Here is a 20,188-nt window from a genome sequence, read left to right as displayed (position 1 = left end):
GCCTCAGGATATGCTTAAAGAACGAGGAAGTTAGCCCACACAGCCGTTAACTGTGTGGGCCTTTTATGCTATGTAGAGTTGCCTTGCAGGCTTCGCGCAATACCAAAAAAGGATGCACCAGGTAGTAAAGCCAGAAAAAGCTCAATGGCAACCGCGAGGTTTCCATATAGAGCCGTCCTAGATGTGCAGAACTGGGGAAGAGCACATGTAATTCTACCTGGCACAATGTTATTACGGTATCGACCAAAAGATGTTGCAAAATTTTGCGTTGACGCAGCGCGGTCCTGTTTAAGACAGCGCAGGTATCGCGCCCTACGTAGCGCTGTATAAGCCAGGTGATAGGCGCGGGAGGCATATAGCGCTCGACGCAGGTCTCAAAAGAAAGCGGCATATGGAAGAGCTGTTGACACCACTGCAGCACATAATAGATTGTAGCCAGCATGCCTTGTCGCCGGGCCAGGCGATACAGTAAGCCCCAATCCAGTTGCGCTTCTCCATACAATAACAGCATGGCAATATCATAAAGCCAGATCAGCCGCTCAAAGGCATGGGCGCGATAATGCCAGCAGAGATAGATGAAGAGATCCTCCAAACCCATCCCTAAAACATTCACGCCGCCCACGCTGATGGGACGCGCCCGCTTCCAGATCTGTTCCACATCAAACGAAACTTGCAATTCATTAGCATGCGGTGCGGTATGTACCTCAAATACCACATGTCCTGCAGTTACTGGCTTCACATAGACATAGGCGGCCCGCCGTTTTGAAATGCTTTCAAAGCGGTACTCCTGGTGATAAGCATAGCCCAGCTTTTCCAGAATACGCGTCGTCTCAGCCAGCTTCTCGGGCGGCACCAGCAGATCTACATCATCATAATATCGTAGATCTGCACGCGGATAGATGGTTGCCGCGATATCTGCCCCTTTCAAAACCATTACCGGGATATCTGCCGCTACCAGCGCCTTTAAAACACGCTCCATCTCCAGACTATACCAGAGATTGAGATGGCTCATTTCCCGATAGCAGGTGAGCAGCTGAGTATATTTCTTGGCCCCCAGGCGCGCAATAAGTCTATCGGCGGATATCTCTTGTAATAAGAGAGGTAGGCATCCTTGCAGGGCGGTAGGCCGCCCGTGTAACTGCATTGTGCAGAGTACACGGTCCAGTCTACCACCATACACATATTCGAGGGCAGCCTCCACCGGCAAAGGTGGCGGAGAGCCGGCGGAGAGATTATCGACAGCCAGGCTCATACCCAGCGCCCCAGCTTATTGACAATCATTCCAGCCAGCTTTATACCGCCATCGGCCAGATCGTTCTTCACCATCATCACCTGTTTCAAACGATCTCTTGTCGCATCAACAATGAGGAGCGTCTGATCGCTCAGGGTACCAAGTATATGGGCCTCGCCATGATCAAGAGCCGGACAATCTATAATGACAAAATCTACTGGAGAGGCTGCCCACTTGAGAAATTGCCCCATCTCAGGCATGCTCAAGAGATCTCCCGGATTCACATCGGTAATACCGGCAGGCAATATATAGAGATTCGGGATCTCTAGCGGCAGAATAAACCGCTCAATGCTTAACTTATCAAGCGTCTCTACAGAGCCATGGTCTGACTTACCCGCCGGCGCATTCACCTTGGCTTTACGAGCTTCTTCTAGCAGCATGGCCAACCCGACCTCATTGGATACACGCAACTGGGTGTGCAAAGAAGGGCGGTAGAGATTAGCGTCAATGAGCAAAACCCGTCGATTGCTTTGCGCCAGCAATACGGCTAATTGTGCCGCCACTGAACTTGTGCCAGCTTCCTCACGCAAACCAGTCAAGGCAAGAATGCGGGCCTGCATCTTCTCGGCCTGAAACATGACATCAGCCATCATCATACGACATTCTTCGGAATACTGGGTCTTAGCCAGTCCCAACTCATCGGGCGGCATAGGCTTGGCCCAACTGAGCGAGCCCAGAACTGGTACTGCGGTCTTCTGCTGCAATACATACGTGCTATTGATACGGCCCGTGCTCTGCTCAAGAAAACTTATGAACACTATACCCAGCGACAAAAACAATATGATCATCACCGGTACCAGCGGAAGCGAGCCAAGGATCGATGATGGCTTTGTAGCCGGTACGGCAGACGAGACAACTGAGAGCGGAGCATTGTAGAGAGCCTGTTCAGTTATCAGGGCCTGCTGACTGGCTATATCGGTATTTTGAATATTGCGCTGCTGATCTATCTGGCTGGCCAGCTGGCTGAGCAGCGCCGTATTGGTAGCCGGCGTAGCAGCATACTGCTGATTCAAGCTATCAATCGCCTTTTGTTCGCTAGCAATTCGCTGATTGGCAAGCTGGATTGCCTTTGTATATTGCTCTTTAATATACAAATTTTGCTGCGCGACCAGCAGCAGAGCCAATCTATTCGCAATATCTGCCGAAACCCGGGCTTCAGGTAGCGTTACCTGAATCTGGAAGCTATTAGATGGGGTGTCGGGTGTCACCACCAACTGCTTGGCGATAAATGTTTGACGATCAAGCTGAGGATATTGCTTAAGTACAGGATTTAATACAGGGTCGGAGGTAACAAGCGTGCTATATGAGGCAACTGGCTGAATAATCTGCGTCTGCGAAGTGCGCGTCTGCGAGCTCAATTGCACAACCGATGTCGCCTGATAGGTTGGGGGAAGTGTTGATGAGACAACTCTACCGACAACAAATCCTACAACTATACACAATACCAGCAACCATGACCAACGTACAAAAGCCCTTACGATTATTTTCATGACTGACCTTTTCCTCATCACAACGTGAACACTAAGAGCTACTGCGAGAAGAGACGGAAGTATCCTCTTTTCTTCTTGCCGGTCTGATTTTACCGAGCATCTCGGCTCGACTACGCCTGAGAGATAACTATCTTTCAGCATAGAGCTAAGCTAAAACTATTTGGCACCAGAGGGAGATGCTGTTCAAACAGCTCGCCCTCTATGCACTGACGACCTGTCTTACGGACATGAACATCTCCACAATTTTCTCCTTAAAAGCAGGCTCGGCATGCTTAAGGCTTGCTTTGCACTATTCCGTCAGGAGCGCTTGCCAACACTGCCCGGCTAAATCAATTATACTGGTTCCAGCATTCTTAAGTAGATAAATATATAAATGCAAAGCTCCGGTCGCCGGGCAAACAAGAGACATGCCGCAGCAGCCTATAGCAAGATCTGCTCCTTTTCATGGAAAAGTGATGTTAAGGATGATACTCGGCAATATACGCTGCGATACCATCGAGCAAACGATCCAAGCCAAAGGTAAAGTTTTCCTCAATAGGGCTCTCTTCACTCTCCAGCAGATAGCGTGCAAGATAAGGATGATTGCCAGATGTTATGAGCTGCTGTATATAGGGATTAATAGTCGCTCGCCACTCTTCCCTGGTTACTCCCGTGAGCCGAATAGTCTCATTCTCCTCAAGCTCGCGCATAACAAAGCCTATGACATAGCCATCTACAAGGCTGAAAATCCTTGCAATCTCTGTCATAGTTAGATCATGGTTATCCATCGCCGCAAGAAAGAACTCAAAACGCTTCAGCCAATGGGGCCCTAGCCCTGGTCGTGTACCGAGTAGTGAAGCGAGCCAAGGATGACGCAACATGACAGCTCGTGTCTGTAGAGCAAAGATTGAGATACCAGCCCGCCAATCATCAGACGGACGCTCTGGCAATTCAAGTTCACCAAAAGCAGCATCCATAAGGAGATCGAGCAAATCTTCCTTGGATGAAATATACCAATAGAGTGACATCGTGCCAGCGCCAAGCTTCGTGGCCAGGCGACGCATCGAGAGCGCTCGTGTTCCCTCAGTATCGGCAAGTTCGAGAGCAGCGCGAATGATTTGCTCGTGGCTTAATGACGATTGCCTCTTTTGCCTGGGCCTTGCCAGGCGAAGCCAGATCGGCTCAACGGGCTGTTGAGATTTCTGATTACGCGAAGCCATAGTAATATCCTCCTACAAATATACTTGACGTCGTACATTGTACCATGATACTATTATAGTACAGTGTACCAGTAACGAGATTATCCAGTATCTCTGTTTCAGGAGGTTTTTGCTATGCGACTACGGCATGTCCCTGTTCTCATTGTTGGTGGGGGCCCAGCGGGCCTTTCATGTGCGCTTTTTCTTGCACAGCACCAGATCCCTTATCTTCTTGTCGAACGGCATTCAGGCCCGACTATCCATGCCCGGCCGATCGGCTTGAGTCCACGAACGATGGAACTACTACGTCAACTGGAGCTCGAAGAGGCTGTCCACGCCGCAGCCGCCCCATTAGCTCAGGCTCGCGGCGAAATCTCGCTCGGGATGCTGACAAGAACGAATCTGGAGCGAGCGCAGCGCACTACACCCGATGGAGATGAGCTTGAGTTTGAAGAGCAGATGAAAACCCTGATCTCAATGCACAGCCCCTCTACAGTATGTCCATGCAACCTGGCTGATCTTGAACGTATTCTGACCGCTGCTGCACTTAAGCACGGAGGAGATTTGCGTTTCCACACGGAGCTGATTTCCTTCAAGCAAGATTCCACTGGTATTACTGCCGTGCTGCTAGAACACAAGGGTAGCGAGTTGAAAGAAAGTGTCCATGCTGACTACTTGATCGCCGCCGATGGCGCACATAGCCTTGTTCTAAGATGCTTAGAACTGGCAACAACAGGTCGTGGAGAGCTAGGAATGCATTTCCTGCATATCTCTTTCCAGGCTGATTTGAGCGAGATTGTACATGGTCACGAATTTCTTCTTTGCACAATTGAGCATTCTGAAGTATCTGGCTTGCTAATGACGATCAATAATACGGATCGCTGGCTTTTCCACATCCCCTATCACCCAGAAGTTGGTGAGACTCCTGAGCAATTTACCCCCGACTTTTGCCGGGATTTGCTTCGCAAGATAACAGATCAGCCAGATCTATCAGTTGAAATTCTTAGCATCTTACCGTGGACGCCAATGGAGCGAATTGCCGAATGCTTCAATAAGGATCGTGTATTTCTCGTCGGTGACGCAGCTCACGTAATGTATCCTACAGGGGGTGCCGGAGCAAATACAGGTATTCAAGACGCTCATAACCTGGCCTGGAAGCTCGCTACGGTGCTTAGAGGCCTGGCTAGACCTCCTCTGTTAGAAACCTATGATACAGAACGGCGCCCTGTGGCCTGCCTCACAGCCGCACAAGAAGTTCCTACAGCAGAAAAGCAGGAAACAGCTCCAGCTCATCCTCTCTATATCGCGCTAGGATATTACTATGCATCAGAGGCGATCATCACGCAGGAAGGATATACTCCACAGTTACATGCACTCGATCTCGATGGACATCCGGGTACGCGCGCTCCGCATCTATGGGTAGAATATCAGGGCAAGCGCATCTCTCTGCTCGATCTCTTCGGCAAGAGCTTTATACTGCTGACAGGCGAAGAGGGCACAGGCTGGCACGAAGCATACAGCTCAGTTGCCTCGGGCTTATCTCTTGATGTGGCCATGTACCGCATTGCCCCAGACGGAGATGTAGTTGAGCTGGAGCAAGCCTGGTGTATAGCTTATGGTGTCTCAGCAAGCGGAGCAGCTATAATCCGTCCCGATGGCTTTGTCGCCTGGCGAGCTAAGACTTCCATTCCCAATCCTGCTGCTGAGCTTGAGGTAGTACTTATGCGCCTTCTATGCAGAAACTCATAGTATATATAGTCCGCAAAGGTAAGGGCTCTCAGGCAGAGACGGGCGCTCTGCCTTCTTCCCCTGGTTAAGATTTCTCAATGCAGAGATGCAAGCCTTAACCATTCTTAACCAACTTCCCAAGTTAGTACTCACTAGAGGGCCAGGGCTGTATTGAGATCGTCAGTCCGCTGAACCTCGGCAACCTCTCTATAGAGCTCATGCAACCTGGCGGCGGCAAATGCCCAGCTATAACGCTGCTCCACAAGTTGCCTGCCAGCCAATCCCAGGCGCCGAGCCAGCTGGGGTTGCGCAAGAAGAGTCAGTATCGCCTCAGCATATGCTTGCCCCTCCTCAGCAATCAGCAAATGTTTTGCGTGCTCTACCTGCAACGCACGACACGTACCCGGGGTGGCAACCAGCGGCGTAGCCATAGCTAAAGCCTCCAATACCTTATTCTGTATGCCTGCAGCTACAACAAGGGGAGCCAGAGCAACTGCGGCTCTGGCTAGATATACCCTGATATCTGGCACATAGCCGGTTACTGTAATCCGAGGGTCAGCGCTTAACTCGCGAACTGCAGACGGAGGATTATTACCAACGATAGTCAGTTGCACCTGGGGACGAGTGGCCCAGATCAAGGGCAAAACGTCCTGGGCAAACCGCAAGATAGCTTGCGAATTTGGATAATAGTCCATCTTCGCACAGAAGACTAGCGAATCTGGCTCTCTCGCCAGTGCCAGCGGGCTAAAGTACACAGTATCTACCCCATTCGGAATGACCTGAATCGCGCTGCTCTGCCCTCCCAGAGCGATTAAGCGTTCGCGATCTCGCTCCGAGCTAATCACAACGCGCGCAAAAGACTCAATTGAATTGAGCTCATAACGCCGCATCTTTAGCAGCTCAGACCACACAAAGGCTTTTTGCAAGGGATTGCTAGCCGCCCGATGGCACTGTTCCAGATATGAGGTAATACAGTCCACCGAGTCATAAATAATGGCAATATCCTCCTCTTTCAAGAGGGCATGTAAGCCTGGTACCACCTTGATCAACTCGGCATGCACCACCTTAATATCTCGCTCGCGGATCACTTCGCGAATACGTTGAGCAAAGGCAGGCGATTGATAATAGGCTACCCGTAAAGGCATAGATGAGGGCAAAGCGCGCAAACAATTTATATATGCAGCTCTTTTTGAGAGAGGTATCAGATCCATCGTGGCACAATACTCCCTCACCTCATCGCCAAGTTGCGCCTCATACTCGTCACAGAGCAAAGATACCAGCGAAATCTCATGAAAGGCGGAAAGGAAACGAATAAAATGGAAAGGTCGCACGCGAATACGCGACGGCACATAAGGGGTAACAAATAATATACGCATTGTGATCCTCCTCTTCAACCTGACAGCCGGGCAGGGACAAGCCGGTCTACCTCAAGCAAACCCTACAAAAATCTGCGTCCCGCCCCATTCTCTACGTGCCTCATACCCTCCGACCAAAACCGCCTGCACCACAGCCTCTTCTCGGTACTGCAAAGTATGAGCAGACCTTCTTGTCCAAACGCATAACCTCTATAAGTTCTAATATAGGCAAGCTAAATATAAGCATAAATCAATCATCTATCAAGCTATTCGCCAAATAAATATAGACATATATTTCATCTAAAGAATCAAAAATCTGCTATTTTCGCTAAGTTATATAATAATTATAAAGGATCAGCAAATAAGCATGCTGATCCCAGGGGCTAAAGCTGAAGAGAAGGGCCTGGCAGAAGGCCAGAGACATTAAATAGCCATGAATGCAGGACTAAAGAAACCTTAACCAAATCCATGTATTTATAATCATATCTTAACTCGTTTACTACCGACAAACCGATTCCTAGCTGTTAAACTTCTCTTGTCGATGCACCATGGCAACCAATAAACCAGTATCGAGAGATATGTTTATGGAACAAACAACAGTTATACCAGCAAGGCCAGAAGATAATGCGGCCTCCCAAGCCAACTTGAATATAAGCCGTGAACTTGTCAGCACGGAAATAATATATGAGCCTTCTGTGCTTTATCATGCATCAAAACGTTTTCTTGATTTTACCTTATCGCTCATTGGCCTAATTTTACTTGTTCCCGTCTTTTTAATTATTGCTATCTGTATTAAGCTTGACGATGGTGGGGAGGTCCTCCATTTTCGCGAAATCATTGGCCTGCACGGACGCCGCTTCTTCGCCCTGAAATTTCGCACGATGATCACAAATGCCGATGATTACCTGGCCAAGCACCCGGAATTGCGTCGCAAATATTTACAAAACATGAAGCTCGATCGCGACCCACGCATCACTCGCGTTGGCCGGTTCTTGCGCAAGACAAGCCTTGACGAACTCCCTCAGCTATTTAATGTTCTGCTCGGGCAAATGTCTCTTGTGGGACCTCGCATGATCCATCCTAGCGAGCTCCCCCGCTATGGCGAATGGGCAAATAAACGTCTCGCCGTTAAGCCCGGCATCACTGGCTTGTGGCAAATCAGCGGACGCCAACACATTTCTTACAGTGAGCGCGTCTTGCTTGATATGCGATATATCGATCATCGTTCGCTGTTTATCGATCTGGCTATCCTGGTAAAGACTTTCAAAGTCTTTGTTATTCACACAGGAGCCTAGTTGATACGCTGTGCAATTTTGCTGGATGGACTGTTTCCCTTCCAGCGAGGGGAAATCTCTCCAGCCGGAGAGGTGGCAAGGGCTCTGTCTTTGCGGGGACCTGGAGCGTGTTGCACATCAGCAGGTACCAACGGTCTCTTTCCCTCCTGCCTCCTATGGCGGTTAAATGTTTGCACATGGGGTTGTTGAAATAGTTGCAAAGTGAGGAGAAGGTTTATGAACACTCGTTTATCCCGCACCAAGTACGAAACACCAAGAATCGAAGTGCAGCCCTTACGCGATTTGCCTTCGGCTCTGGCCGCATCCGGTAGAAATTGTCGTGTTACGCCCAGCAAGAATTCGCTGAGCTGTTCGCACAATCGTCACTAATCGGTTATGTAAGTAGTTGGTGGGGGCAAATTGGGTGGTCTCCAATTTGTCCCTCACATTCTTCCGCAGCCTCTTCTTCCAGCCACAGCTCTCTACTTGCCCATCTCTCTTTGCTAGAGGTCCTGGCAGACATAAACTCCCTGACAAGCTCAAGTTCTTGCCCTCCCCAACCGATAGTTCAAGCCAGGACTGGCCAGTAGCAAGCTTCAATTGACTCTTTCCAGTCGATCTTACGCCCGTCCATACTGCTCACAGCTTTTCATTTGAAGCTTGAATGGGCGACGCTAACTTTAGCTCGTCCTGCCAGATTAGCGCTCCAACGCAAGAAGGGAGATATTGCATATGCAGCAGGCTTCAGCCGAGCCCGGCATACCAGATATCCTGACCCATATGTCTATCGAGGCTGTGAAACAAGGCAATTCTTTATGGTTTCGGGTGGTAAGCAACAGCATGGCCCCGTTAATACGCTGCGGTGATTGTGTTTACATCAGCTCTGCCCTTGCCGAAGAGCTTCAAACGGGAGCCATCGCCGCTTTTACAACCCCACAGGGACTTGTAATCCACCGCATCGTGCGCAGTAAACAAAACACTGCCACTATCCGATTATTACAAATGTCTGATGTCGAGTTACGCCCCTCCTGGATTACTGCCAGCTCCCTTCGTGGGCGCGTGACCCTTATCCAGCGTGGGGAACTGTATATCAATCTGGAGCGGCCTCTAGCCAGATGCTATAGCGCAATCGCCGCCCGCCTGCGCTACAGGTTCTATAGAATGCACAGCTTCAGATCTTTACGCCTGGTAGCACATATATGCTCGCGCCTGGTTGCCTATCTACTATGTCAGCGACTCTGTTCACAGTGCAGCCTGGCAGATGCCTATCAGCCACATTCCGCAATTAAGACTAAGTAACGCTTAAGGAGGTATATAGTATGCTACAGCGCAATCAAGCAGTTCTCTGGAGAGAGCTAGCCGGCGAGGCTGTCTTGCTCGATCCACAAGCAGGATGTTCATATAACTTAAATCAGGTTGGCACGTTTATCTGGAAGCTGCTCGATGGAGCCCACAGTCCACAAGAGATCGCCACCGAGATCGCTCAATACTACGATATTGGCTATGAACAAGCTTTGCTTGATGTAGAAAAGCTTATCGCTAATCTACAGCAGCATAATTTATTACTTGCGCCTCCGGTTTAAATTATGTCTACTTCATTACCATCTGATCCGCTCGCTACGAGCCTACAACAGTCTGCGGGACCGCACTTTGCCGAGATGTACGCTTGCCACGGCGTACAGATTGCCTGTCGGACGAATCGCCAGCAGCTAGTAACGATGCTAGATTCGCTATTGGCAGCCTTTCCCCTGTCTTCTAGCCTGGCAGGAAATGCTTTCTATAGCCTGTTTAGCTATGATGATGTGGCCCAGTTCCCTATGCAGCTTCCCGCTCAATGTATTCATACTGGGACTACCTGCCTGCAAACAAATACCCTGCTCAAATACTATCGCACAAGGGATGCGACAATTAGATATCATAGCTATAGCGCTCAGTCCGGCGTGAATGCGGCGATTCTCAGTGTGCTTCATTCGCAGTTCGCCTGTACGCAGATCGCCGCCTTCGCCGAGAACGAGCCCTCTTTTTTGCGCCGTTATGTGCTTGTCCCGGCGTTGGGCCAGTTGCTGCGCACATATGGTTTTTTCCCCTGTCATGCCGCCGCTGTTACGGCCCCCTGGGACGATCAGCAAAGCGCACTCATCCTTGGCGCTTCCGGCAGCGGCAAAACTACCCTGAGCCTTGGCAGCACAAGTATCGGCTGCGGCCTGTTGGGAGATGATCTTGTCCTGCTGCAAGCAGACGGCTCGGGAGAAATCAGGGTCTATAGCCTTATGCCCGAAGTCTCGGTACGGGCCAGGACGCTCGACATCTGGCCAGCTCTTGCATTTCTTAAGGACTATCCAGAAGATAAACGGGGCAAACGCTATTGCACTATTGAGCAGTTACGTCCGGGCGCGCGCCGCCTGCAGTCTTCGCTCAAGGCCCTGGTCTTCCCGCAGATCTCGCCGGCTACTCGCAGCACACTCGTACCGCTGAGCAAAGCGCAAACCATGCAGCTGCTAATCGAGCATTGCATCAGCAAAACCAATATCGAAGTTAACGAGCAGGAAAGCCTTTTTGCCCTGCTCAGTTCCCTGGTAGAGCAAACTCCTGGCTACCGTATGTATAGCGCCAAAGGGCAGCAAGATAGCGCATATCTTATGTGCTCCCTCTTCAAATAAGGAGTGCAAACGATGATGAAAGAATATGTTCAGTCTTACCCTCAAGGCCAGTTAGCTCAGCCTGTCAATAAGCGCGGCTCCGAACAAATCATCTACAGTGGGACAGCCGACGCACGCAGGCTGGAAAAGCAGCGACGTATCGCCGAAAAAAAGTTAGGTTGGAAAGACGTGAGGCAGTTCAGCCAGTTCATCACACCATTCAAATGGCAGATAATCCTGGCGCTCCTGTTGACAGTTGGCACAGGTTTAATGGCCTTACCAATGCCCTTTATCTTCCGAACGCTCATCGATGATGTCTTCCACAGGCACGATGTTCGGCTGTTTTTCTGGTCCTTGCTCCTCTTCTTAGCAATATTGCTTTTAGAGGAAATTCTACGTTTTTTCACGCGCAACGTGATTGGCGTATTGAGCAGATCCGTCAATCTCAATATTACCTACCGTTTCTATCATCATATGCTCCGTCTGCCGCTCTCATTCTATCAAAACTTAAGCAGCACGGGACAGATACTCAGCCGTCTTAACGAAGTCACCTCAGTGCAACAAACAGCGATCCAGATCGTGATAGATGCGGCAGTCAACTGCATTCTCACCGTCATCTATGTAGGCGTCCTGTTTACTACCGATTGGCGGCTTTCCCTCGTCGTGCTTGCCATCACGCCAACTTATCTTGGCGTCAACCTGTATTTCAACCGGCACTCACGTCTCCTGAGCCGCCAGGTTATGGAGAGTTATGCCATCACAAATGGGGCGATGTACGAAGGCCTGACCGGTCTGAAGACCGTCAAAGCGCTGGCGGCCGAGCCTTTTTTTAGCCGCTATATCCGTCAACTCATCATCAAGACGAATAACCTATCCCTGCGTCGCACGACCTTCCAGGCTCAGGCCAACATGGCCATAGGTACCGTGCAGGCGCTAGGCATCATTACCCTGCTGAGCGTTGGTGGCTACCTGGTACTCAACGGAAATATGACGGCGGGACAATTAGCAGCCTTTGTACTCATCTTGCGTGAACTGGCTTCACCGCTCTCTACTCTGGCGGGCATCAATCAGCAAATGCAGGCCGCGGCTGTGGCTGTCGATCGTCTTTTTGAGATTCTTAACGCGCCTGAAGAGGGGCATAGAAGCCTGGGATATCAACTCGCGATGCTAGAGGGCCATATCAGGATGCGCCATGTACACTTTAGCTATACGCCGGGAGTGGAAGTGCTCCATGACATTAATCTGGATGTGCCAGCAGGGACGACCATCGCCCTGGTAGGACGAAGCGGAGCCGGGAAAACTACGCTTGCCAATCTCCTGCTGGGCTTCTATCAGCCCGAAAAAGGGCATATCATGCTTGACGGCTGCGATCTCAGGCACATAAAACTTGAGACCTTGCGCTCCCAGTTTGGCGTAATCTTACAGGATGATGCCCTCTTCAGCGGCACTATTGAGGATAACTTGACCTTTGGCCTTGGCCGCAGTGTCTCGCAGGAAGAGCTTGTTGAGGCGGCACGTAACGCCAACATCCTCGAATTTATCCAGGACCAGCCGCTCGGCTTTAAAACTCTGATCCGAGAGCGGGGACAAAGCCTCTCGGGAGGACAACGCCAGCGTATCGCCATCGCCCGCATGTTCTTGCGGCAGCCGAGGATCTTACTCATGGATGAACCATCTTCGGCGCTCGACAACGAATCTGAGGCTTTAATCCAGCAGGCACTTAAGCGCCTGGCCCAGGGCCGCACCACATTTATCATCGCCCACCGTCTGAGCACCATTCGTAACGCTGATCGCATTGTCATTATCGATAATGGCAGCATCGTCGAGATGGGCACGCACAAAGAATTAGTGGCGCGGCGTGGCATCTACTGGCAGCTCTACAATAGCTATGGCCGGGTTTAGACCCGGCCCCCCAGGGTTATGAGTAAAAGCGCGTCAAAAGTGCGCGCACCTGTTGCGCATTCTCGCGTGCATCTGGCGTTAGCCACAGAGCAAAAGCTGGCGCTTGCTCTGCCGTATCCATAAAGAGATTAAACACCTCAGCCATCTCCTCCATCTGGGCCCTCTGATGCGAAATGTACTCTTGCATCAGCCAGGTAACCGCCTGCACTGCGGTAATTGGCTCAGCCAGAAATTCAGCCTTCCTACGCTCCTCATGCACAAAAAGCAGCAAACGCACTGGAGCCGAGACGCTAACTTGCCGACGAAAATAGCGCTGCACATCAACGAAACGCTTCTCGCGCTCATCGCAGCTCAAGCTCTGCATAAACTCGCATCCCCCTAGCAATTCCCTGGCCCCTCTACGCACGCCAATGTCTTCAGGAAAGGCATACATCTTGACGATAGCATCGTCTTTAGCCAGAAACAGCACATCATCGGCCAGGAGCTGCATGCCTTCCTGTAAACAGGAAAGAACCAGCGTACTCTTACCGCTTCCTGGCGAGCCAACCAGCAGCATACCATTCCCCTCATACGCAATAGCACCGGCGTGCACAACCTCATAGCCATCATAAGCAAACATAGCACCCAGGGCCATATAGAAGACAAAGCGCATAATAAACCAGGCAGTACACTCGCTTAGGTCTTCTAGCAGGATCGTGGCATGCAAATCGGCTGTATCCAATACCGAATAGATACGACTCAAAACGCCTGGATATGGCATATATTCCCTGAAACGCAATGTCCCCCGCTTCCAGCGCGCCCGCAACGGACCCTCAATTCCCGAGATCTCTTCCCATAAGGCATCTTCTGGCCTGCCCTCGAATGGCTCAGGAGGAAATTTCTTTCCCGCTTCAGGGACAAACAGATAGCAGGTCAGAGCAACAGGGCGGTGTAAACGTTGTCCAGCCTGCCAGAGTAAAGCTTCTGGTATGGCTATAGGAAGCTGAGTAGCCTGTTCATAGGTATGCTCGGCCAATAATTCGGCATAGTAGAGAAACGAACGGACCTCACGGGCCAGGCTGGAACGATTCGTTACCACCCGCACGATCCGATGGTGGAGCAGATACCATTGCTCATAAAGTGGACCACTTACATGTTGCAAGTACGGCTGCGATATTTGTCTCTCTGCTGTATACATATTTCCTCTCTTCTTGCCAGGGGTTGGCATATGTCTGTCAAGAGCCCCTGAAATTGATTATGCCCCGCGTTACTAGTAATCGGCACGCATCCTTAAGCACAGCAAGGTGAGGAAATATCAGCAGCTTTCACCAGGCTCTCCGCTGCGACAAAAATGTGAGCAGCGGTAGGCGTTCCCATAGCCCCGGAAAAAGGCTTGAGAACGCCAGACTATCAGCAAATGCTCTGACAAACTTAGCGCACACTCTTGATAGGCAAGACAGCGATAGCCGCAAGCAAGAAACACACAGCAGCGACAAGGAAAAGAGCAGCATAGTTATTATGGAAGTTATTGAGGACTGCTGCGCCGATAAGCGGACTAAAAATCAACGGAATAAAGATGGCAGTATTAATCAGGCCAAGATCTTTCCCCTGATGGCCCGCTCTCGGAAGTACGCGCACGGCCAGCGCAATATCCACAGATAGATAGATCCCAAAACCGATGCCCAGGAGGGCTCCAGCTCCTAGCATTACGTTCCAGACAGGCACCAGCGCGATGAGAATGAGTGAGAGCATCATAATCAGGGCTCCTGCCGAAACGAACAATTTCAAGCGTTGCAGCTTATCGGCCATACGTCCGCCAATAATAGCCGTGATAATGAGAATAATTGTTGAGATTGCCTGGAAGATTGCTACCCCTTTATCAGCACCTGGATAATGGATGACATCGCGCAGATAAAACAGAATATAAGAGATCAGGATCGTATAGCCTAGAAACATCAGACTGCGCGAGAGCCACGTCAAAGCAAAATCAGGATATTTCCTGGGATTAACCCAGAATACTTCCAGCAAGGTCTTTAGCTTGAAAGGAGCCATCACGCCCTTTGGCAAGGGCTTCTCTCGCAAGACCAGCAGGAAGAGACCAACAAAAATGCAGGAAGTAATCGCCACAATATAGTAGCCCTTAGCCGGATCATGAATAGTATCAGCAAAGCGCGCCACAAGGAGCAGACCGATCAGACCACCTACAATTGGTGACATCCCAATAAAGGCCGAGGCAATCGCGCGCTGGCCCTGTGGCACCTGATCCGGAATGATCGCAGTTGTCGCCGACATAATGGTATCAAAGGCGATCTGTACAATAATTTCCCCGATCAATAACAGCACAATCGTGCGAGACTGAGCCATCATAATCAGCCCCAGGGTACCAACAACGATGCCAAAAATAATCCACGGGCGCCGCCTTCCTAGACGCGCGGTCGTGCGATCACTCAAAGCACCGGCAAGCGGAGAAATCACCACTCCAGCAATAGCGCCCACCGAAGCAATTAAGGCAAAGGTGGTGAAACGATGCACGGGATCGAGCAAGTAGACTTGATTGGGGAGAAGGAGTTGCTTGATGGTAACCTGACAGAGACCAGTTACAGTGCTGGCCAGACCAAATAAGATGCGAAATGCCCAGCTGAGCGATTGTGTTGGCTCCGTGAATATCTCATGGAACAGCTCTGCTCCTTGCTCAGCTACTGCGATAGAGGGATCTACTTGTTTCTTTGTCTCCACGGTAAACGGTTCCTTTCATCCATTCCAAATAAGATGATAGCAGCTTTACACACTTTTCCTGCATATCAACTCATTTTCATAATATTATGGAACTATCATGCCAGATCGTTACCGAATAGTGAAAAGGGTTAGGCTATGAGGCACCGTTAGTAGTCTAACAAAAAGTATCTGGATATTCAAATGAATCTGCTGTTTATTATTCGAGTAGTAAAAACTTTTATGAAATGTTAATGTTTGATCCTATCCAATCGTATCTAAATGGAGTAACATAAACAGGTAGAACATCATGATACTTATGCCAAAAAGTACTTTTCCACTATCACTATCCAGTGGGCCACATGCTATACTACAATCGGTAGAAGTGAAATTTTTAGCTCTATAGCATGCTTTACCTAACTAAAAAGCATTTATCTCATTATTTTGCTAATCTAAGCTACCGCGGTAGCTTATTGCTTAGCAAGCACCAGATATTTAGCAAGCAAATGGGGAAATTTTACATAGACAGATATCTTTGTAATGTCTCAGGCCTGCTCATGGCATGTTTTGCGATTTGGAAGGATTCATAGGTGTACTTCATAGATCTTGCAACAATTTTGAAATTGCTCCGTGAGTTTAGGCGTACAGGCTTGTTGCATGCAGAACTTTCTATGGGACAGCTAGGCACGAAAGAACCATGTCAGGTGCTCATCGAGATGATCAATGGCGAAATCAGCTCTTGCGAAATCAAGAATAAAAAAGGACACACCCTTCTAGCGGGAAAGCAGGCTTTAGATACGATAGCGGGAGTAGGCAAACTGAATTGGGAGTTTGAACTCAAGCCAAAGGCACCAGACACATCTACGTTTCCACAAGCTTCACCGCAACCGGAAACGACACCGATGCGCTATCCCTCCTATCTTGATACTTCACCTATCCCTATACGCACGCCACACATGATGTTTGCAGACGTACAACAGTGGCCGCGTAAATATCGCCAGGTCTTTGTCTTGATAGATGGGCAGCGCAGCAGTGAAAAGATTGCCCTGATGCTCTCCCAACCTCAAGCCGTTATTGAAGGCATTTTACGCGAATTGCAGGCAAGAGGAGTGATATTTCTAGAATAACCTCACTAAGCAATCGGTGAATATTTTCAGGATAAGAAGGAGCTTTTTCTCCCTATGAGTGCAAAATCCTCACCATCTCTCTCAAATCAGCAGGACAACACTGAATGGTCTTTACAATACATCAATCGAGCCGATGCTACGCCTGGCATGAAGATACTTAACTGGTGGTATCGTTTTACCGCGCCCCCAACGCTTCCTGACAGCGCCAGCTTTGAGCAGCGGGAACGGCTGCGTCGTGGCTATCTAGCCAGCACTATCTCTTTTTTCTTGACAGTGGTACTGGTGTTTGCGCTACCGATTGGCATCTTTGGGCCCAATCATGCCATCGCCTTCGCGATTACAGGCGTGCTCATTATGATGGGCATTGCCCTCTTCATCTTCAATCGGCGTGGGCACTCCAACGTCACCGGCCTTATACTCGCATCTTGTATCAACATCGCCTTAATTATCGTCATTCTCAAGTCGCCGGAAGGTCTTGACCCAAGCGAACTAGGCCTATTTGATATCCTTGTCTTCCCAGAAATATTTGTCGCCTCACTACTTCCGGTAAACTGGATTTTTGCCGTTTCGGCGTTCAATATCGCCTTTATTATCGTGGATATGTTTACGCAACCCCGATCGCAACTCTTCATCCAGATGGCGACAACTAACTTCTATCCCGTGCTTGTACGCCCGATTATTCTGCATATCGTGATCACTGTGGTGCTCTGGCTCTGGGTGCGCAATGCGACGCAAGCTATTGAGCGCGCCGACCGCGCTGAAGTAATCGCTAACCTGGAACATATGATTGCTGACCAGGAGCACGCGGTTGCCGAAGAAAAGCGCCAGCTCGATAGCAGCATTCAGCAGATCATGGACACGCACTTACGCGTATCTCATGGTGACTTTAGCGCCAGAGTTCCGTTGCGTGAAGGTGCTACGCTCTGGCCCGTCGCCGTCTCGCTCAACAATTTGCTTTCTCGTCTTCAGCGCCTGCGCCAGATTGAGACTGAGCTACAAAGGGTGATACCACAGCTACAGCGCGTAAGATTTCTCGAACACGAAACCCAACGCATCAAACATGAGGCGCAACAGATTACCCAGGCCATTGAGCAAGCAGAACAAGAGCAGCATCCCCTTCGCCTTGGGCCGCGCGGAACCATCCTTGATCCGCTAATCACCAAACTGAATGGCAAGCTGCTCCTGCCAGGCTCGTCGCGCCTGGAGAATGGTCCAACGCGCTTCAACAAATCTCTATCAGACAGCCAGATGTAAGTAAGGATAGATTACAGACTTGCAGCGGCTGCCTGGTCCATAAATCACGTTTGCTCTCCCTATACCCCAGGCATGCTTATTTTCAGGAGGAACAATGAATAAACAAGCCGTAGAACTACAGACATCTCCGGAACATGACGCTACACCAGATCTGGCAGCCATCGAAATGGACCAGCTCTGCAAGAATTTTGGTAAGTTTAAAGCTGTCGATCATCTCTCACTCACCGTGCGGCAAGGCGAGATCTTTGGCCTGCTCGGGCCTAACGGATCGGGCAAAACGACAACAATCAATATGCTCAGTGGCTTGAGCGTACCGAGCAGCGGTACGGTGACAGTGCTTGGCTATAATGTGCAGCGCAACGCGCGCCAGGTACACCGCCTCCTCGGGGCAGTGCCACAGGAAACGGCTCTCTATGAGGAGCTATCAGCGTGGGATAATCTGGATTTCCACGCCGACCTTTTCGGTGTTCCCCGTAAGGAAAAGAAAGAACGCATCATGCGCGTCCTCGAACTGGTCCAGTTAACCAACCGCCGAACTTCGCGCGTAGGTACCTTCTCAGGTGGCATGAAGCGCCGCCTCGCGCTCGGTCGCGCCTTGTTGCACGAGCCCCAATTGATCTATCTTGACGAGCCAACGCTTGGCGTAGATGTACAGGCGCGCCGGGCCATCTGGGACTATATCCTGGCCTTGCGCGAACAGGGCAAGACAGTTCTGATCACCACCAATTACCTTGAAGAGGCACAAATCCTCTGCGATCGCCTGGCAATCATCGATCATGGCAAGTTGGTAGCCCTTGATACTGTCGAGCATCTCAAACAGACACATGGAGGCTGCGTGATAGAAATTGAGATGGCCCGGCCCGTCGAGGCCCTGGATGAGCTACGCGCCTTGCCAGGAGTAACAGAAGTCACGGCAGAAGAAACGCAGCTTAAAGTCTCAGCGCTGGGAGGCGGTAATATTGTTCCCCGCGTTATCAATATCCTCACGCAAGAAGGCGAACTGAAGGACATAGCTGTACGCGAGCCAAACCTTGATGATATTTTCTTACGGCTCACGGGGACAAAGCTGCGCGACTAAGGACAGATTTCTCAATTTTTATTGTAGGAGGGCTGAAAAAGATGGGGCAGCATCTTTCCTATCATCTACGCGTCATCGGGGCGTGCATGAAAAAGGATCTCAAAAGCGCGCTAGGCGAGCGGCTCTTTACGATACTTAGCGTGCTTGTCCCGGTCAATTTCCTTATTTTGATGAGTTTGTTTGTACTTGCGGGCAGCAATGCTCCTACCGCTGTAGTCATGCAAGATCGCGGTACATATGCCCAGCAACTCTACACGGCTATGAGCCACGCGCATTCGTTTCGGCTCCAACAGGCCGACGCCCAACAGGCGCAGCAGATGTTAGTAGATGGTCAGATCGTAGCGATAGTAACTATCCCGCCCGATTTTGATGCACGCGTACAGCAGCAGCAAGCTGTACAGGTTGATGTGCAGATCAATAATTTGAATACAGATTTCACCGATGACATTCGGCGCGCCGTCCCGCTTTCCATTACCACGTTCTATGCCAAAGCCTTTCCCAATATCGTCACCATTACAGCACACGAGCATGATATGTATGCGCAGGATACCGACTACATCCCTTATCTGATGGTCTCAATTCTGGCCCTCGGTCTGATTATTGGCGGGATCTTACAGGCCGGCATCGCTGTAGCGCGCGAATGGGAGAAAGAGACAATCAAAGAGCTCCTGCTCTCACCCGCCAGCCGTAGCGCCGTTATCATTGGCAAAATGCTGGCCTCACTACTCTTAGGTCTGATCTCAGTCGCGGCCATTCTCGTTGTCATGGTTCTCATCGTGGGCATTTATCCGGTCCATTGGGACGAAGTGCTTGGCTTTACCCTGCTCTGCCTGATCCCTTTTATCGCTGCCGGAATTGTTCTTGGCGCTTTACTGAAGCATCGCCTACCGGTGATGGCCTTGTCTATTGGCATCTCCATACCGCTCTTTTTTGTGAGCGGAGCATTTGGACCAATCTCATTCAGTACGCAGGCAATTCAAGTCCTGGCCAGGATCTTCCCACTTTACTATGCCATTGTCCTGGAACAGCACGCCTTCCATAACTTTGTGCTGAGTCCCTATGGGCCTGCATTCAACGCCCTGGTCCTGCTAGGCTATGCTATAGTACTCATCTTGCTAGCCGTGCTGGTCTTACGCCGCAGCACAGTGGCTCATTAGTCAAGAAGCAGCCTAAATAACATA

General features: G+C 50.2%; 17 protein-coding genes. 11 read left to right on the top strand and 6 right to left on the bottom strand.

All coding sequences use genetic code 11. From position 1 onward, the window contains the following. Nucleotides 1–46: 46 nt before the first annotated feature. The 3 genes from EPA93_RS39535 to EPA93_RS39525 form a co-directional block, all read right to left on the bottom strand. Nucleotides 47–1,252 (bottom strand): nucleotidyltransferase domain-containing protein, encoded by a 1,206-nt coding sequence (locus EPA93_RS39535; protein ID WP_129892803.1) that lies wholly within the window; start codon nucleotides 1,250–1,252, stop codon nucleotides 47–49. Next, on the bottom strand, nucleotides 1,249–2,781 hold the full coding sequence (locus tag EPA93_RS39530) for a tyrosine-protein kinase domain-containing protein (protein WP_165423707.1): 1,533 nt from the start codon (nucleotides 2,779–2,781) through the stop codon (nucleotides 1,249–1,251). The genes EPA93_RS39535 and EPA93_RS39530 overlap by 4 nt, the downstream gene beginning before the upstream one ends. 458 nt (nucleotides 2,782–3,239) lie before the next feature. Further along, nucleotides 3,240–3,980: a TetR/AcrR family transcriptional regulator gene (locus EPA93_RS39525; protein WP_129892801.1), complete on the bottom strand. Its 741-nt coding sequence runs from the start codon at nucleotides 3,978–3,980 to the stop codon at nucleotides 3,240–3,242. Between the two features lie 114 nt (nucleotides 3,981–4,094). On the opposite strand from EPA93_RS39525, the gene EPA93_RS39520 reads away from it, so the two are divergent. Then, nucleotides 4,095–5,708, top strand: coding sequence for an FAD-dependent oxidoreductase (locus EPA93_RS39520; RefSeq protein ID WP_129892800.1), 1,614 nt, complete (start codon nucleotides 4,095–4,097; stop codon nucleotides 5,706–5,708). A 131-nt stretch (nucleotides 5,709–5,839) separates the two neighbouring features. On the opposite strand, the gene EPA93_RS39515 is transcribed toward EPA93_RS39520, so the two are convergent. Beyond that, entirely contained in the window at nucleotides 5,840–7,063 is a 1,224-nt protein-coding gene (locus tag EPA93_RS39515) for a glycosyltransferase (protein WP_129892799.1), read from the bottom strand. 563 nt (nucleotides 7,064–7,626) lie between these two features. On the opposite strand from EPA93_RS39515, the gene EPA93_RS39510 reads away from it, so the two are divergent. The 6 genes from EPA93_RS39510 (at nucleotide 7,627) to EPA93_RS39490 (ending at nucleotide 12,857) form a co-directional block, all read left to right on the top strand. After that, nucleotides 7,627–8,337 carry a sugar transferase gene (locus EPA93_RS39510; RefSeq protein ID WP_129892798.1) on the top strand — a complete coding sequence of 237 codons (711 nt, stop codon included), beginning with the start codon at nucleotides 7,627–7,629 and terminating at the stop codon, nucleotides 8,335–8,337. 216 nt (nucleotides 8,338–8,553) lie between these two features. After that, nucleotides 8,554–8,706 (top strand): hypothetical protein, encoded by a 153-nt coding sequence (locus EPA93_RS48775; protein ID WP_165423706.1) that lies wholly within the window; start codon nucleotides 8,554–8,556, stop codon nucleotides 8,704–8,706. A gap of 342 nt (nucleotides 8,707–9,048) precedes the next feature. Further along, nucleotides 9,049–9,615 carry a S24/S26 family peptidase gene (locus EPA93_RS39505; RefSeq protein WP_129892797.1) on the top strand — a complete coding sequence of 189 codons (567 nt, stop codon included), beginning with the start codon at nucleotides 9,049–9,051 and terminating at the stop codon, nucleotides 9,613–9,615. Nucleotides 9,616–9,635: 20 nt separating this feature from the next. Continuing rightward, nucleotides 9,636–9,899 (top strand): PqqD family protein, encoded by a 264-nt coding sequence (locus tag EPA93_RS39500; RefSeq protein ID WP_129892796.1) that lies wholly within the window; start codon nucleotides 9,636–9,638, stop codon nucleotides 9,897–9,899. Nucleotides 9,900–9,902: 3 nt separating this feature from the next. Then, complete coding sequence (locus EPA93_RS39495) at nucleotides 9,903–10,976, top strand: hypothetical protein (protein ID WP_129892795.1); 1,074 nt, start codon at nucleotides 9,903–9,905, stop codon at nucleotides 10,974–10,976. Nucleotides 10,977–10,988: 12 nt separating this feature from the next. Further along, nucleotides 10,989–12,857 carry an ABC transporter ATP-binding protein gene (locus EPA93_RS39490; RefSeq protein WP_129892794.1) on the top strand — a complete coding sequence of 623 codons (1,869 nt, stop codon included), beginning with the start codon at nucleotides 10,989–10,991 and terminating at the stop codon, nucleotides 12,855–12,857. Between the two features lie 16 nt (nucleotides 12,858–12,873). On the opposite strand, the gene EPA93_RS39485 is transcribed toward EPA93_RS39490, so the two are convergent. After that, nucleotides 12,874–14,034 (bottom strand): phosphoenolpyruvate carboxykinase (ATP), encoded by a 1,161-nt coding sequence (locus tag EPA93_RS39485; RefSeq protein ID WP_129892793.1) that lies wholly within the window; start codon nucleotides 14,032–14,034, stop codon nucleotides 12,874–12,876. Nucleotides 14,035–14,267: 233 nt separating this feature from the next. Then, nucleotides 14,268–15,572: an MFS transporter gene (locus tag EPA93_RS39480; protein WP_129892792.1), complete on the bottom strand. Its 1,305-nt coding sequence runs from the start codon at nucleotides 15,570–15,572 to the stop codon at nucleotides 14,268–14,270. A 647-nt stretch (nucleotides 15,573–16,219) separates the two neighbouring features. Between EPA93_RS39480 and EPA93_RS39475 the strand changes: the two genes are divergently transcribed. From EPA93_RS39475 to EPA93_RS39460, 4 genes are all read left to right on the top strand, one after another. After that, complete coding sequence (locus EPA93_RS39475; RefSeq protein ID WP_129892791.1) at nucleotides 16,220–16,675, top strand: hypothetical protein; 456 nt, start codon at nucleotides 16,220–16,222, stop codon at nucleotides 16,673–16,675. Between the two features lie 54 nt (nucleotides 16,676–16,729). Next, nucleotides 16,730–17,929 carry a hypothetical protein gene (locus tag EPA93_RS39470; protein ID WP_129892790.1) on the top strand — a complete coding sequence of 400 codons (1,200 nt, stop codon included), beginning with the start codon at nucleotides 16,730–16,732 and terminating at the stop codon, nucleotides 17,927–17,929. Between the two features lie 94 nt (nucleotides 17,930–18,023). Further along, the gene (locus EPA93_RS39465; protein ID WP_129892789.1) at nucleotides 18,024–19,007 is read left to right on the top strand and encodes an ABC transporter ATP-binding protein; all 984 of its coding nucleotides are present in this window, start codon (nucleotides 18,024–18,026) and stop codon (nucleotides 19,005–19,007) included. 41 nt (nucleotides 19,008–19,048) lie between these two features. Then, nucleotides 19,049–20,164: an ABC transporter permease gene (locus tag EPA93_RS39460; protein ID WP_129892788.1), complete on the top strand. Its 1,116-nt coding sequence runs from the start codon at nucleotides 19,049–19,051 to the stop codon at nucleotides 20,162–20,164. Nucleotides 20,165–20,188: the final 24 nt, after the last annotated feature.

This window comes from Ktedonosporobacter rubrisoli (genome assembly GCF_004208415.1).
Classification (GTDB): domain Bacteria; phylum Chloroflexota; class Ktedonobacteria; order Ktedonobacterales; family Ktedonobacteraceae; genus Ktedonosporobacter; species Ktedonosporobacter rubrisoli.
This window is presented reverse-complemented; position numbering and strand designations above follow the sequence as displayed.

Excerpts from the sequence above, each read along its gene's own strand:
- EPA93_RS39505 (WP_129892797.1), top strand. The coding sequence starts at position 9,049 with ATGCAGCAGGCTTCAGCCGAGCCCGGCATACCAGATATCCTGACCCAT.
- EPA93_RS39490 (WP_129892794.1), top strand. The coding sequence starts at position 10,989 with ATGATGAAAGAATATGTTCAGTCTTACCCTCAAGGCCAGTTAGCTCAG.
- EPA93_RS39510 (WP_129892798.1), top strand. The coding sequence starts at position 7,627 with ATGGAACAAACAACAGTTATACCAGCAAGGCCAGAAGATAATGCGGCC.
- EPA93_RS39475 (WP_129892791.1), top strand. The coding sequence starts at position 16,220 with ATGGGACAGCTAGGCACGAAAGAACCATGTCAGGTGCTCATCGAGATG.
- EPA93_RS39515 (WP_129892799.1), bottom strand. The coding sequence starts at position 7,063 with ATGCGTATATTATTTGTTACCCCTTATGTGCCGTCGCGTATTCGCGTG.
- EPA93_RS39525 (WP_129892801.1), bottom strand. The coding sequence starts at position 3,980 with ATGGCTTCGCGTAATCAGAAATCTCAACAGCCCGTTGAGCCGATCTGG.
- EPA93_RS39465 (WP_129892789.1), top strand. The coding sequence starts at position 18,024 with ATGAATAAACAAGCCGTAGAACTACAGACATCTCCGGAACATGACGCT.
- EPA93_RS39500 (WP_129892796.1), top strand. The coding sequence starts at position 9,636 with ATGCTACAGCGCAATCAAGCAGTTCTCTGGAGAGAGCTAGCCGGCGAG.
- EPA93_RS39470 (WP_129892790.1), top strand. The coding sequence starts at position 16,730 with ATGAGTGCAAAATCCTCACCATCTCTCTCAAATCAGCAGGACAACACT.
- EPA93_RS39485 (WP_129892793.1), bottom strand. The coding sequence starts at position 14,034 with ATGTATACAGCAGAGAGACAAATATCGCAGCCGTACTTGCAACATGTA.
- EPA93_RS39535 (WP_129892803.1), bottom strand. The coding sequence starts at position 1,252 with ATGAGCCTGGCTGTCGATAATCTCTCCGCCGGCTCTCCGCCACCTTTG.
- EPA93_RS39530 (WP_165423707.1), bottom strand. The coding sequence starts at position 2,781 with ATGAAAATAATCGTAAGGGCTTTTGTACGTTGGTCATGGTTGCTGGTA.
- EPA93_RS39495 (WP_129892795.1), top strand. The coding sequence starts at position 9,903 with ATGTCTACTTCATTACCATCTGATCCGCTCGCTACGAGCCTACAACAG.
- EPA93_RS48775 (WP_165423706.1), top strand. The coding sequence starts at position 8,554 with ATGAACACTCGTTTATCCCGCACCAAGTACGAAACACCAAGAATCGAA.
- EPA93_RS39520 (WP_129892800.1), top strand. The coding sequence starts at position 4,095 with ATGCGACTACGGCATGTCCCTGTTCTCATTGTTGGTGGGGGCCCAGCG.
- EPA93_RS39460 (WP_129892788.1), top strand. The coding sequence starts at position 19,049 with ATGGGGCAGCATCTTTCCTATCATCTACGCGTCATCGGGGCGTGCATG.